This window comes from Snodgrassella alvi, assembly GCF_002777745.1.
Lineage (GTDB): Bacteria > Pseudomonadota > Gammaproteobacteria > Burkholderiales > Neisseriaceae > Snodgrassella > Snodgrassella alvi_D.
In genome coordinates this window covers 1-14,538 of record NZ_MEIO01000027.1, presented here as the reverse complement: position 1 = coordinate 14,538, position 14,538 = coordinate 1, and the positions used below count along the sequence as shown (strand labels likewise).

Below are 14,538 nucleotides of genomic sequence, written 5' to 3'. Positions count from 1 at the left end.
ACTTGCCTATTTTTTAATCAACGTAAAATACATAATAAAAATCAGTATTCTATGGTAGTTATCCCCATATTTTACCTGAAGTTTTGCGTTGGATTCTGTGTACAGGTGGATAAGTCTGCGATAATTGGTTATATTGTACTGACATAAAAAATAAATGAGCTTGCCAGCCATAGTAGTGCCTGCCACAATAGCCATTCAATTCCATCAATATTAATTTGCATTTGTATGAAATGTCCCTTTTGCCAGCATCATAATACACAGGTGATTGATACGCGTCTGAGCGAAGGTAATAACAGTATACGTCGTCGTCGTCGCTGTTTGGCCTGTGATAGTCGTTTTAGTACGCTGGAAGTAGTGGAGATGCGAATGCCGCTGATTATCAAGCGTACTGGAGAAAAGGTGTTGTTTGATCCGGCTAAACTGTATACCAGTATTAGCAGGGCACTACATAAGCGGCCAATGGATCGGGAAAGCATTGAAAATGCTGTAGCAAAGATTGAAACCAATCTTTACCACATGGGTGTCAAAGAAGTTCCCAGTTACATGATTGGAGATATGGTGCTAAGTTTATTGGCTAAACTTGATGAGGTTGCTTATGTGCGCTTTGCTTCAGTGTATAAAAGCTTTCATGATGTTTCGGAATTTACTCAGCTAATTGCGACATTACAAAAGGTAGATTAAAAGTATTTATTTTGTCTGGCTATTTTGAAATAGCTCGCTGCATTAGGCGCTAATTCTTGTTATACTTTGTAATTATTGTGCCTTGTCATGAAAGCTTGAATATATCATGTTGAAATTTCGTTTATCGTTGTTTGTAATAATCGCATCGTTAGGTTTATCTGCGTGTACACAAAAAGATACTTCTGTGACGATGGATGCTAGTGATACTCAGGCTGCAAGTAGTGTTGCAAGCAATGTTGCATCTGCTACTGCCGTAACATCTACCCAGACTCTAACCAGTAAGGATGGTAAGCTGAGTATTGTAGTAAATGGTGATTTCGCTGATGCAATGGATAGCGCAAACGACAAAGTAGATCAGGCACAAATAAATAGCCTTACTTTATTACAGTATGATGCAAGCAGTAACATTACTCTTGCAGTTAGTAATTTGGGTGAGATAAAAATTAAGGCAAATGAGTATTTCAAGAATTTGGCTGATAGTCTGAAAAACAATGCAGCCATCAGTAATATCAAGGTAGGTATTGCTACAGAAAACCGTATGAATTATCGCTTCAGTCATCAGCAGAATGGTGCTTTACTCAACGAAAGCTGCGTTGCTCTGATTGGAAGCAATAATCTTTATTCCGTTTGCGCCAGCAGCGATAGTGCCAGTGATGCTGCACTTGCTGCTACGCTGAAAACCATTAATGTACAGAACAGTTAAAAGATGAGCTTTTCTGAGCTTGATAAAAAATTCATGCAAACCGCCCTTGAGCTAGCTTGGCAAGGGCGGTTTTCTACCAGCCCTAATCCGCGGGTAGGCTGTGTAATTACGCGTGGTGAGCAAATTGTCGGCGAAGGCTTTCATGTGCGAGCAGGGCAACCACATGCCGAAGTGCATGCATTACGACAGGCAGGGCAACTGGCACAGGATGCTACTGCCTATGTTACTTTGGAACCTTGCAGCCATACCGGCCGGACAGGCCCATGTGCGCAGGCTCTGATTGATGCTCATATCAAGCGTGTGGTTGTGGCCATGAGTGACCCCAACCCATTGGTTAAAGGTAATGGACTAAGCATGTTGCAACAGTCTGGTATACAGGTTGAGAGTGGTTTGTATACACGGCAGGCACGTGCACTGAATCCGGGTTTCTTATCCAGGCTGGAAAGATACAGACCTTATATCAGGCTGAAAATCGCTGCGAGTCTCGACAGCAAGACAGCGCTGAGTAACGGTTTAAGCCAATGGATAACAGGAGAGGCAGCACGTAATGACGTCCAGACATTACGTGCTGAAAGCTGTGCAGTGTTAACGGGTATCAATACTATACTGGCAGATAATCCACAATTAAATGTGCGACGCTTTTCAGCATTACGACAGCCATTACGTATCATTCTGGACAGTAAGCTACGAATCACACCTGCTTATCAGGTAATCCATGATATAAATAGCCCTACACTGATTGTTACCACTATTACTGATACTGCTAAAAAAGCTGTTTTTTCCCCTTACCCACATGTTTCTATTTTGACTGTACCAGCAAATCAGGATGGCCAGATTAATTTGCAAGAATTATGGCCTGCTCTGGCACAACGTGATATTGGTCTGATACTGGTTGAAGCAGGTTCTATTCTGAATTCAGCCTTACTGGCCGCTAATGCCGTAGATGAAATAATTTATTATCAGGCTCCGAAAATTCTCGGGGCAACAGCACGTAATGCTATTGAGTTACCGGAAAATCCGCAGGCATTAACCGATTCTGAATGGCAGACTGTTGCTGTAGATGTTATGGATCAGGATTGTCGCTGGTTATTGCGCCATCAACAAAGCGCTACTTGGTTAACAGGGATCGTGGGTTAATATTAATAACCAGTTTATTTATACAAACAATCTTTATTTTATATAAAAAACCATGCTGAAAATAAACTAGTGTTGTGTAACAATAAGCTTATTGTTTGAGCACTTCATGTGTGCAACATCATATTTAGCTGCATTGTAGTTATTTTATTAGTAATTTAAAACAAAGGCTTAGCCATGCGTATTTTATTAACAGGTTCAAAAGGTCAAGTGGGTAGTTGTTTAAGAGACAGATTGCCGGAAAGTTGGGAACTGATTGCCAGTGACTCGCAGACATTGAATATTACTGATGCACATAATGTGCTCAATATGGTGAAAACCTTTGAACCGGATGTAATTATAAATGCAGCAGGTTATACCAAGGTTGATGCAGCAGAAACTGATATAGCCAAAGCTTTTGCGGTGAATGCAACAGGAACATTAAATCTGGCTCAGGCCGCTAGAGCAATTGGTGCGCGATTGATTCATCTGTCTACTGAACAAGTATTTGATGGTCATCATCACGTAATTCTGACAGAAAATATGGCACCTAATCCATTAAATGTATACGGTCACAGTAAGCTAGCAGGTGAATTACTGGCTTTAAACGCGCATGTTGACACCGCTGTTATTCGTACTTCATGGGTATACAGTGAATATGGACACAATTTTGTAAAAATCATGTTACAAAAAGGATTAGAAACATCCACTATCCGAGTGGTAGACGATCAGATTGGTTGCCCCACCTATGCGGGAGATTTGGCTGAAGCTATTATCCGCCTTGCTTCATTAACCGATTCTCCACGCGGCTTAATGCATTTTGCTGGTAGCCAGCAAATGAGTTGGGCAGATTTTGCTCAACGTATTTTTGCTGAAGCAGCTGAAATCGATGAGCGCTACCAACAAGTCAAAGTTGAGCGTATTGGCACTGCTGATTATCAGTCGGCAGCCAGACGACCTGAGTTTGGTATTCTGGATAGCCGTACCTTACAAAACATGCTCCCAGAACCAGTAGTCGATACACCTTTAACACACATTATCACTAAATTGCTGAATTAAAAGAATGTGCAAAAAGCGGGTTAATGGCTAACCCGCTTTTTAATGTCTGCCAGCATTACTTTTGTGTACGCATATCATGGTGCTCAATAACAAAGCCAGCATCCCGATAAGTACGAAAACGCTGTCGTGCAGCTGCTATTTCATCTAGATCAGTACTCACTAGCTCCAATACCCGGTCTGGTATTATGGGGGCATCACACCAATAAACATCCGCCAGATTAATAACCACGCAATCCTTCTGTATTGTAGGTAAATCTGAACCATAAGCCAGTAACACCGATTGTGCAGTAAGCGGCTGCGGTTGCTGAGGTGACCAGATTTCATGTGGGATAAAACTGGTAGCCTGAAACGACCATAGAGCATGATCAAATTGATTTACACGGCTTTCGTTTTCTAACCAGATCAGAACGCTTGCTCCACTTTTATATACTTTTTGAGTCAGTCGACAAGTAAAAGAGACTGGGTCAGTAATGTGAGTATAAAAAGTAGTAATAGCCATATCGTCTCAAATTCATGATTGCTGAATCAGATATTCAAGCAGCAGCGGCACAGGGCGACCTGTAGCACCTTTATTGTTGCCTGAATGCCAGGCTGTACCAGCAATATCCAGATGCGCCCATGGATAACTTTCGGTAAAACAGGACAAGAAAGCTGCAGCAGTAATTGTTCCAGCAGGGCGTCCGCCTATATTTTGCAAATCAGCAAAATTGGATTTTAGCTGTTCTTTGTATTCGTCAAACAGAGGCAATTGCCATGTTTTATCATTAATACTGGCTGCTGCGTGTAATAACTGATCAATAACTGACTGATTATTACCCAGTACACCTTGTGCAACATGTCCCAGAGCAATGATACAGGCTCCGGTTAAAGTAGCTACATCAATTACAGTTTTTGGCTGGAAGCGTTCAGCATAGGTAAGGGCATCACATAAAATTAGTCTACCTTCTGCATCGGTGTTTAAAATTTCAATATTTAAACCATTCATTGCCTTAACAATATCTCCCGGTTTGGTTGCATTACCGGAAGGCATATTTTCACAGGTGGGAATAATAGCAATTAGATTTAGTGGTAGTTTAAGCTTGGCAGCAGCTGCAAAAGTACCAATAACAGCGGCAGCACCACACATATCAAATTTCATTTCATCCATTGCAGCTCCCGGTTTCAGGGAGATACCGCCAGAGTCAAAAGTAATACCTTTGCCCACCAGAACCACGGGTTTATCTTCAGCATCCGGAGCGCCGTGATATTGCAGCTCAATAAGATAAGCTCCGGCAGAACTGCCCTGTGCAACTGCCAGCAAAGCATTCATACCCATTTCCTGAATATCGGCCTTTGCCATAATTCGAGCATGGGCACCCACATCAGTTGCAGTTTTAGAAGCAAAAGAGGCCAGATAGGCTGGAGTACATAGGTTACCCGGTGCATTACCCAGATCTTTACAGATATTCATACCATAAACAACGGCTTCACCCTTGTTTAGATATTCGCTTACTGCGTGAACAGTATAGTAATAAATATGCTTAAGTGATACAGGGTTAGAATCTTTTTTAAACATATCAAAGCAGTAAACAGATTCACCTACTGCAATCGTGAATGCCTGTACCCACTGTTGTGCCAGTACCTCAGGCAAGGAATTTAAATCAACACTAATCTGGGTTTGCTCTTTAGCCCAGTTGGCTGCCGTTGAAGCCAATTTCTGAATACTGGCATAGTCTTCTTTTTCTAAGCATGCCACGGCCAAAGCCTGTATATGGTTCTGCTCAACCATATGAGTAGCAATAAAATCTTTCGGTTGCTGTTGCAATTGAGATAGTAAAGTACCTGCTACAGGATTGTTGTGTTTACTGTTTGCAGTGCAGACAATAAGTAAAGGGCTATTGTTTTGCGGCTGCAATTGTTCGGCTTTTATGTTAAATTCCATCTTTTCCTCTCCCAATATAAGGGCGTTGTATATATTCTGGACAAATCATGCCCAAAGCTGATTTGGATGGCCCTATTGTAACGCAGGCTGTCACTAAAATACGGACAGTCGCATATGTGTTTATTATTTTATGATTTATCAACGCCAATTTATTAAAGAATTATCATGGGCTGCCGTTGGCATTTTCGTGATTTTGCTTGTAGTACTGGTAGCCACGCAAGCAATTAATCTGCTGGGTCGAGCTGCCAGCGGCCGCGTAGCTATTGATGCAGTAACAGCATTAATCGGGTTCTGGACAATTGGACTGACGCCCGTATTACTTATTTTAACTGCTTATATTAGCATCATTACGGTACTTACTCGTTACTGGCGTGATAGCGAAATGGTTATCTGGCTGTCCAGTGGCTTATCATTAAGAAACTGGATTTTCCCCTTAATGAAATTTGCTCTTCCGTTTGCAGTTCTGGTTGGGGTGGTAGCAATGCTGATTCAGCCATGGGCAGAGTGGCGTAGCCGCGAATTTGCAGAATTGCTGAAACAGAAGCAGGAAATGTCACTGCTGGAACCGGGTGTCTTCCGAGAAATAGGTAAAAGCCATCCACGGGTTTATTTTATTGAATCATTTAACCCTGATAGTGGCCTTGCCAGCAACCTGTTTGTACAGGAAAAAGAAAAAAATGGCAAAGACAGTACGATTTTTGCCAAGCGTGGTGAGTTCAAACAGGATGGAGAAAAGCGTATTCTGACTCTGGAAGATGGTTTCCGCTATTATGGACAGCCCGGACAAGCAGATTATCAAAGAGCTTCATTTGACAAAATGACCCTAGTCATCAGCGTTAATACAATGGTTATCGATCCAAAACAAAACCGTCACACCATTCCTACCGCTGCATTATTTGCCAGTGATAAAGCCATTTACAAGGCTGAGCTGATGTGGCGTTTATCATTGCCAATAAGTGTAATTATATTGGCTTTGCTGGCCTTACCTCTATCTTATTTTAATCCGCGTACCGGCCATACTTACAATATTCTGATCGCGATTGCTGTATTTTTAATTTACCAGAATGGACTAACCTTTTTACGGGATTTGGTTGAAAATGACCGCATTCCGTTTTGGCTTGGCATATTGCCTATGCATCTTTTGATGTTTATGGTGTTTTTGTTTTTATTGCGGTGGCGGGATCTTCCCTCAGCATCATTTAAAACAGCATTTACATCATTACTAGGAGGTCGCTCCTGATGCGTTTGCTTAATCGCTATGTAATTAGCCAATTGTCCATTTGTACTCTGTATGCATTGCTGGCACTGATAAGCTTATACAGCTTCTTTGATATTATGGGTGAAATCAGCCATGTTGGTGATGGGAAATATACTGCCAATAAAATGCTGTATTATGTTCTATTACTGATTCCCACACATGCATATGAGCTTATGCCTCTGGCTGTGCTGATAGGTGCGCTGGTGTGTCTTAATCAGATGGCCAGTCACAGTGAATTTACTGTAATCAGAACATCAGGTATCAGTTTGACTCGGATTATCAGTATGATGTTACAGTTTGGCTTGCTATTTGCCATTATTGCAGCATTACTGGGTGAATATATAGTACCTAAAACAGGTCCTTATGCAGAGCAATATCAATTGCATGCTCGTCAGAATAGCATTAGTGCAGGAGATAGCGGTATCTGGTTGAAACAAGGTGATGATATTGTTAATGTAGCTGAAATGTTACCTGACGGCAGCTTAAAGAATATCAGCATATATCGTCATGATAAACAGTTTCATCTAATAGAAACTTTGCATGCAGTCAGTGCCAATGTTGATTCTCATACTCAGGAAGGTAAAAAGTCGAAATGGCACCTGCATCAGGTAGACCAGTCACTTTTGGAAGAGCATCAGATAGTAGTGAATCAACTGGAAAATCTGGACTGGCATATGTCTGTTAATCACCAGCTTCTTAATATATTGCTGGTAACGCCCGAACAGATGTCTATTATGGCACTTTCTACTTATATCAAACATTTGAAAAATAATCACCAGCAAACTACCCGCTACGAGCTGGCATGGTGGCGCAAAATTGCCTATCCATTGGCCTGCATTGTTATGGCACTGGTAGCACTGGCTTTTACACCACAGCAAAGCCGACATGGAAATATGGGTTTAAAACTATTTAATGGAATTTGTTTAGGACTGTTATTTCACTTCTCAGGGCGACTGTTTGGATTTACCAGTCAGTTATATGGGATACCAACCTTCATTGCCGCATTTCTGCCTACACTATTATTTTTATGCTTAGCTATATATCTGATTAGACGGCAAGAAAAACGATAGTGCCAGATTCATTAAAATCATTATTTTTAAAAATTATAGGAAGCTAATTGGATCATATTTCAATGGCCAAACATACTTTAAATGACCACTAACTTCAAAAATTGATATTGGTGAATTAATTTTTGAATATTTTTCAGCAGTTAGAATCAATAAACGGTAGACAGTAAGAAGCTTTATTTATTGATTTTGTACACATATATAGATATTACGTGGAATAATAAGACAACTTGGTGTCACCCGATGCTATTGCTGAATCAGCTAATAAGGCTCATTCCAACCATTTTATACAAATCACTAAAATGAATAAGAGTATTAGTAAATTTGAGATTTCGTTTTATTTATAATTGAAAATAAAAATTATTGTTAGTAATGAGTTAGCCTAACCCCTTAAATGCATGGCAATAAAGATGATAAATTATCTTGATTTCCAGCACTAATATTTATCGTTGATTATCGTGAGATTCAATTAATCATGTTATTTTTACCAAAGATTATCTTTATATTATTTCAGATTAAAATATACAGTAGATCTGAAGTTGGATAAAACATGTAATGCAAAAGATATACCAGATATTTCTTAAACGAACCGGTGGGGATTTCTAGCAATAATATTGCTTCACTACAGATATTATTTTTAATGTTTGAACGAAAATACATATTATATTAATAAAGTTAATTGATTTACCATCATTTATATCTGCATCTTACTGTATGAGGCAGATGATTTATTGAATATAAATTGAATTTAATAAATTACTTTATAACTCACTAATATGCAAGCGCAAAACAGATCATGCCAGACATAGTTATCTCAATAATATTCCAAATAAATGTGTTTATAAAGCATAAAGAATAACTAATAGAGAATTTTATGCAATTTTTTCTGTTCATCGGTTTGAGTCAGAATACCAGCATTTTGCAGGAGCTGGATATAAGTGGTGATATAGCCATATTGTGCTTCAGCCAATTTTTGTTCGGCATCGGCTTTGGCCTGTAATGCCTGTAATTCGTCCAGATTACTGCGTATCCCCACCTTACGACCTAATTGAGTGGCCTGTAATTTTACTGAATTAGCTTTTAATAACTGCTGTTGCGCCTGAATCTGATACAGATTGCCCAGCGTTGTCTGATAAGCCTGATCAACATTCAGTTCAATTTTACGCTCCGTAGCTGTTAATAAGAATTTATTTTGTTGTTCTTTAGCAGCAGCTTCTTTAATTTTACTGTGAATCAGGCCACCACTGAATACGGGTACTGAAAGTTGAACTGTAACAATACCGCCTTTGCTACGGGTACCATGATCCATGCCATAAAATTGCTGGATCTGATGATTATCCTGGTAGCCGCCATTAAGTGTTAACTTTGGCCAGTGCTCTGCTTTAGCAGCAATATAAGCTTGTCTGGCATTTTCCAATGCCAGCTTTTGCTGTTGCCATTCTGGATTATTTTTCTGCGCCAGATTTATCCAGTCTGCTTTACTTGATTTACCGAGTAAATCGCCAAAATCAGTATTTTTTAAACGCTTAATTTTCTTCGGGTCCAGTCCCGTAATGTTCGCCAGATTATTTTGTGCTACCAGCAGATCTGTCATCGCACTGATTTTTTTTGCCCGAGCAGCTTCATAGCCAGCCTGCGCTTCATGAGTATCTACAATAGTGGCTGCACCTTTATTAAATAAGGCCAATGCTTGCCTGATCTGCATTGCATAGGCTTCTTGTTCTTTTTCAATTGAAACCAGCTTGTCTTCAATCAGTAATACCTGAAAATAGGCTCTAGCTACTTTAAATAACAGATCTTCCTTCACATTTTCAAGCTGCCAGTCAGCCATATTAGTGGTAATTTTACCTTGCTGGTATTGTGCCCATTTAGCTTTATCAAACAGCGCCTGACTTGCCTGTACATTCCAGCCGTGTGTCTGGGTAGTACTGGACAGGGAGGAGGGCTGTTTCTGATAGATATAATTAGTATTTACCTGTGGCAGTAACGCTGCTCTTGTTTGCACCGATTGCTCTTTCAGAGCATCCCGTTCACTCTGAGCTGCTGCATAATCTGCTGAATAACTTATTGCAGCCTGCCATGCATCAAACAAATCGAATGCCTGTGCAGATACCGAGATAGCACCGCAGCCAATAAGAGTACAGATAGCTTTCCAACTACCAATACGAATATATTTTTGCATCAACGTTCTCGCATACTTTCATCAACTTTGGTTTGCAGCGGGCTTAGCAAATATGTGATAACACGACGCTTTCCAGTTTTAATTTCAGCGGTCACATTCATGCCTGCTGTTAAATTTACCTTTTTACCATCTACAATAAGGTAATTTCTGTCCATAACGATGGTTGCAGCAAAAACCAGTCCCAGTTTTTCATCCTCAATAGCATCAAAGCTGACATGTTTTACCTTACCGGTTAAATAGCCATAACGGGTGTAAGGGAAAGATTCAACTTTAATCACAGCATCTTGGCCAGCTTTAATAAAACCAATATCTTTATTTGGTACCAATGCCTCAATTTCCATCTGATCCTGATCAGGTACGATTACCATAATCTGCTGGGCAGCAGTGACGACTCCGCCTATAGTATGGGTTGCAAGCTGTTGTACCGTACCATCAACTGGAGACTTCAGAGTCATTAACTGTTTGCGCTGTAATGCTTTTTCTGTTGCTTCAGTGAGTTGCTGGATTTGTTCATTTGCCTGTCGCAACTGATCAAGCGTATCGCGCTTAAGAGTGTTGGTTTGCAACTGACGATTCTGCTCGGCTTCACGAATGCTTTCCTGAATCTGCCGAAGCTGGCTGCGCTGGCTGGCTAAATCATTTTTATTCTGAATATACTTGCTTTCCTGCTCATAATAAGCATGTTTAGAAACAAAATTCTGTGCCAGCAGGTCTTTATAATCCTTTGTACGGTTCTGTTCAATAGCGGTAGTCTGCTCAAGTTTGCTTACCTGAGATTGCGTTCCCTGGAGCTGTGCCTGATGTTCTCGCAACACTGTTTGTAACTGAGCATCCTGAGTAAACCATGTTTGAAACTGATGTAATGCCAGCGATTGTGCTTCCAGAATCTGGTCGGGATTAAGATGCCATTGTGCAGCTAATTCCCGATCCAGTTGGGGAGACTGATGCGTATCGATAGCACGGATAACAGCTTCCAGACGCAATTTATTTAAACGCGCAGCCTGTAAGGATTTTTCTGACTGCGCATAGTCACTATCAGAACCTATGCCGCTTAATTGAACTAGCACTTGACCACTTTTTACATGATCACCATTTTTAACAGCAATTTTGTCTACCACCGAAGTTTCCAGTGGCTGGATTATCTTACTGCGTCCGCCGGGAGTAGTTTTACCCATAGCTAAAGCAACGATATCCAGCTTACCAATTAATGCCCATAAAAGTGCAATAACAGCAAACAATATTATCAGACGCGCAGTCCATTTGGGCGCAGCGGAAAGAGGTGTTTCCGTTAATTCCAGATGTGCCGGTAAAAATGCACGTTCATCTTCTTCACGCTTAGGGGGATCCAGTTGAAAGCGGACAGCCCAGACATTTTTCCAGACTGTGCTATAGCGTTGCAGGAAATCTTTAAAAGCTTGAAAGCGAATACCCATATCTTATTTTCTTATTCTGGTTTCAATATCAGTTATTTTGTAGCTGGTATAAATAGCGATAGTAACCATCTGGCTTGGCCAGTAATTCTTGATGTGTACCTTCTTCCACTATACTTCCTTTATCCATAGCAATAATACGATTGGCCATACGAACAGTAGATAGGCGGTGGGCAATAATCAAAACAGTGCGTCCCCTACAAATTGCCTGCATATTTTGCATAATGGCTCGTTCGGATTCATAATCAAGCGCACTTGTGGCTTCATCAAGAATCAGAATACGCGGGTTTCCTACCAGCGCTCGCGCAATAGCTACCCGTTGCCTTTGCCCTCCGGAAAGCCCGGCACCCTGTTCGCCGACTATAGTGTCATAGCCTTCTGGTAATTCCATAATAAAATCATGAGCACCAGCCATTTTGGCTGCATACATAATTTTTTCCAGAGGCATTCCCGGATCAGCAAGAGCAATATTGGCGCGAATGCTTTGATTAAGCAGTACGTTTTCCTGAAGTACCACACCAACCTGACGGCGTAACCATGCTGGATCAGCCAGTGCCAAGTCATTACCATCTATTAATACTCGCCCACGTTCAGGAATATATAAACGTTGCACCAATTTAGTTAGGGTAGATTTGCCTGAACCTGAGCGTCCGACAATGCCCAAAATCTCACCCGATTTAATATGTAGGCTCAGATCACGTAAAATTTCCGCACCATCAGGGCGATAGCGGAAGGAAATTTTTTCAAACTCGATCTGTCCTTTAATATCCGGCAGTGCCATCCGAGAAGTGGGATTTTCAGTTGGTGTGTTCAAAATATCGCCAAGACGGGAAACCGAAATGCCCACCTGCTGAAAATCTTGCCAGAGCTGAGCCAGCCTGATAACAGGCGCGGCAACCTGACCTGCAAGCATATTAAAAGCGATCAACTGACCCACTGTTAACTCACCTTTAATAACCAGATGAGCACCCAGCCATAAAGTTACAACAGTTACCAGCTTCTGAATAAACTGCACACCTTGTTGGCCAATGGTAGCCAGACGGGCAACGCGGAAACCGGAACTAACATAAGCAGCCAGCTGCTGATCCCAGCGTCTGGTCATTTGAGGTTCAACAGCCATAGCTTTAATCGTACCGATTGCTGTTACCGACTCAACCAGAAATGATTGATTATCAGCATTACGAGCAAATTTATCATTCAGACGTGAACGCAAAATAGGGCTAATAGTTGCAGACCAAATGGCATAACAGGGGAGAGATATAATTACTACCAAAGTAAGCCAGCCACTGTAAAACCACATCACCAGCAGAAAAATAAAAGAGAAACACAAATCTAGCACTGAAGTTAAGGCTTGGCCGGTAAGAAAATTTCGTATCTGTTCCAGTTCGCGTACCCGGGCAACAGTGTCTCCTACTCGACGGTGCTCGAAATAGGCCAGAGGTAGGCTTAGCAGATGACGGAATAATCGTGCACCCAGTTCGACATCAATACGTGAGGTGGTATGAGCAAAGATATAAGTACGTAATCCATTTAAAACCACATCAAAAATAGTAATCACCAGCAAAGCAATAGTAATAACATCGAGAGTGGAAAATCCGCGGTGTACCAGCACTTTATCCATTACCACCTGAAAAAACATCGGCGTCACTAGCGCAAATAGCTGAATAAAGACTGATACTACCAATACTTCGAGAAAAATGCGTCGGTATTTGATTACAGCTGGAATAAACCAAGTAAAGTCGAATTTAGCCAGTTGTCCAAGTATAGATGCTCTTGAAGCAACAAGAATCAATTGACCTGAGTAACGCTGTGCAAACTCCTCTTTAGTCAGAATAACAGGTTTACCTACTTCAATATCCTGAATTAGATATCGCTCTCCATCTATTCTGGCTAAAATAAAATGCTGACCATCTTCACGCCACACCATTGCTGGTAAGGCTACCAAAGGTAGACGTTCAATATTTTGCTTAACCAGCTTAGCTTTCAAACCCAAGTCTTTAGCTGCAAGTAGCCATTGCTCAATATTTAAATCATTTTTCTCAGCATACCTATGCGTAATATCAGCTGGATTAACAGCCATGCCATGAAAATGAGCTAAAAGAACCAGAGCAGAAACTGCAATACTAGGCTTCTGGATTTTAGCAGGTATGGAAGATTCTGGTGGTAATGACATAGATTTCAAAATAATTATTTAAGTATCTGTATATAACTTAACACAAATATAACAAAAAATACAGTGTAAAGCTAATATTTGAATTAGCTTATTGGTGTTTTAAATTTTGCAAATAAAAAATGATAGAAGTTTCTGAAGTTGGGAATTGATTTAAATCCTCGTAATGTGTTAAATTATTTTATATAACTGTTTTTACGGGGGATGTGAATAAAATATCAATATAATTATTTAATCCAAGTATAATCATAAAAATATATTTTTAAAATTAGATAAAATATAATTAATATTTTTTAATTTTAAAATTGTGTTTGTTAAGTTCTTTTGTGAATTAAAAATAAGTTTAAAGTATCTAAATGGTTAATATATATTAAAATAAATTAAACTGGAGGTAAAATCAAAAAAATTATTTAACGTAAAGTTTTTAATGTATAAATATCAAATTGTAGTAGTAAATTAAAACAATTATTTTGATTTAATATTTAACAAAGAGGTGATACCTTGAATACTTTTAAAGAAATAAATACCTATCAAGAAATTTTATCAGCTGAGCAAAATAATAATATTAATCTGGTAGAGGGTAGTATAAACAATGATAATTTGACTGGTACTAATCAGGACGACATTTTAATTGGTAAAGAAGGAAATGACAGACTTTACGGTGGAGAAGGAAATGATACCTATGTATTTGCCAAGGGGCATGGTCAGGATTATGTTAGTGACAGTGGTGGTAAATCAGATACAATTCAATTTCTGGATGTGAATTTTGATGAAGTTAAGTTCCGCAAGAATGGTAATACTTTAATTATTTATGGCTATAACGAAGGAGATTCAATTGAAGTAAGAGACTTCTTTTATGCAGGTGATAAATATGCCATAGAAAACTTTGTATTTAAGGATAAGACGGTTACTCTGGAACAATTGCGCACAGAAGGAATGGTATTATACGGTACT

12 protein-coding genes are annotated in these 14,538 nt (G+C 40.0%); 7 read left to right on the top strand and 5 right to left on the bottom strand.

Annotation, left to right across the window (positions count from 1 at the left end; translation table 11 throughout):
• Positions 1-225 precede the first annotated feature (225 nt).
• The 4 genes from nrdR (at position 226) to rfbD (ending at position 3,556) form a co-directional block, all read left to right on the top strand.
• Complete coding sequence (gene nrdR, locus BHC51_RS02980; RefSeq protein ID WP_100100388.1) at positions 226-681, top strand: transcriptional regulator NrdR; 456 nt, start codon at positions 226-228, stop codon at positions 679-681.
• A 106-nt stretch (positions 682-787) separates the two neighbouring features.
• Positions 788-1,384 (top strand): cytochrome C, encoded by a 597-nt coding sequence (locus BHC51_RS02975; RefSeq protein ID WP_143557484.1) that lies wholly within the window; start codon positions 788-790, stop codon positions 1,382-1,384.
• A 3-nt stretch (positions 1,385-1,387) separates the two neighbouring features.
• A complete protein-coding gene (gene ribD / locus BHC51_RS02970) occupies positions 1,388-2,521 on the top strand; it encodes a bifunctional diaminohydroxyphosphoribosylaminopyrimidine deaminase/5-amino-6-(5-phosphoribosylamino)uracil reductase RibD (RefSeq protein ID WP_100153279.1) in 1,134 nt (377 codons plus the stop codon).
• Positions 2,522-2,695: 174 nt separating this feature from the next.
• Complete coding sequence (gene rfbD, locus BHC51_RS02965) at positions 2,696-3,556, top strand: dTDP-4-dehydrorhamnose reductase (RefSeq protein ID WP_100100391.1); 861 nt, start codon at positions 2,696-2,698, stop codon at positions 3,554-3,556.
• 55 nt (positions 3,557-3,611) lie between these two features.
• Here the strand turns inward: rfbD and BHC51_RS02960 are convergent, their stop codons facing one another.
• Entirely contained in the window at positions 3,612-4,055 is a 444-nt protein-coding gene (locus BHC51_RS02960; RefSeq protein ID WP_100100392.1) for a DNA polymerase III subunit chi, read from the bottom strand.
• Positions 4,056-4,067: 12 nt separating this feature from the next.
• Positions 4,068-5,477 carry a leucyl aminopeptidase gene (locus BHC51_RS02955; RefSeq protein ID WP_100153278.1) on the bottom strand — a complete coding sequence of 470 codons (1,410 nt, stop codon included), beginning with the start codon at positions 5,475-5,477 and terminating at the stop codon, positions 4,068-4,070.
• Between the two features lie 130 nt (positions 5,478-5,607).
• Between BHC51_RS02955 and lptF the strand changes: the two genes are divergently transcribed.
• Both lptF and lptG read left to right on the top strand, forming a co-directional pair.
• A complete protein-coding gene (gene lptF, locus BHC51_RS02950) occupies positions 5,608-6,717 on the top strand; it encodes an LPS export ABC transporter permease LptF (protein WP_100100394.1) in 1,110 nt (369 codons plus the stop codon).
• Positions 6,717-7,805 (top strand): LPS export ABC transporter permease LptG, encoded by a 1,089-nt coding sequence (lptG, locus tag BHC51_RS02945; protein WP_100124138.1) that lies wholly within the window; start codon positions 6,717-6,719, stop codon positions 7,803-7,805. The genes lptF and lptG overlap by 1 nt, the downstream gene beginning before the upstream one ends.
• Positions 7,806-8,661: 856 nt before the next feature.
• Here the strand turns inward: lptG and BHC51_RS02940 are convergent.
• Genes BHC51_RS02940 through BHC51_RS02930 form a run of 3 tightly spaced genes read right to left on the bottom strand, consistent with a single transcriptional unit; the run spans position 8,662 to position 13,587 of the window.
• A complete protein-coding gene (locus BHC51_RS02940; protein ID WP_100153277.1) occupies positions 8,662-9,984 on the bottom strand; it encodes a TolC family protein in 1,323 nt (440 codons plus the stop codon).
• Entirely contained in the window at positions 9,984-11,411 is a 1,428-nt protein-coding gene (locus BHC51_RS02935) for an HlyD family type I secretion periplasmic adaptor subunit (protein ID WP_180296420.1), read from the bottom strand. Before BHC51_RS02935 ends, BHC51_RS02940 begins: the two co-directional genes overlap by 1 nt.
• A gap of 34 nt (positions 11,412-11,445) precedes the next feature.
• Positions 11,446-13,587: a type I secretion system permease/ATPase gene (locus BHC51_RS02930; RefSeq protein WP_100153276.1), complete on the bottom strand. Its 2,142-nt coding sequence runs from the start codon at positions 13,585-13,587 to the stop codon at positions 11,446-11,448.
• Between the two features lie 498 nt (positions 13,588-14,085).
• On the opposite strand from BHC51_RS02930, the gene BHC51_RS02925 reads away from it, so the two are divergent.
• A partial coding sequence (locus tag BHC51_RS02925; protein WP_306807520.1) for a calcium-binding protein occupies positions 14,086-14,538 on the top strand: 453 nt, incomplete at its 3' end.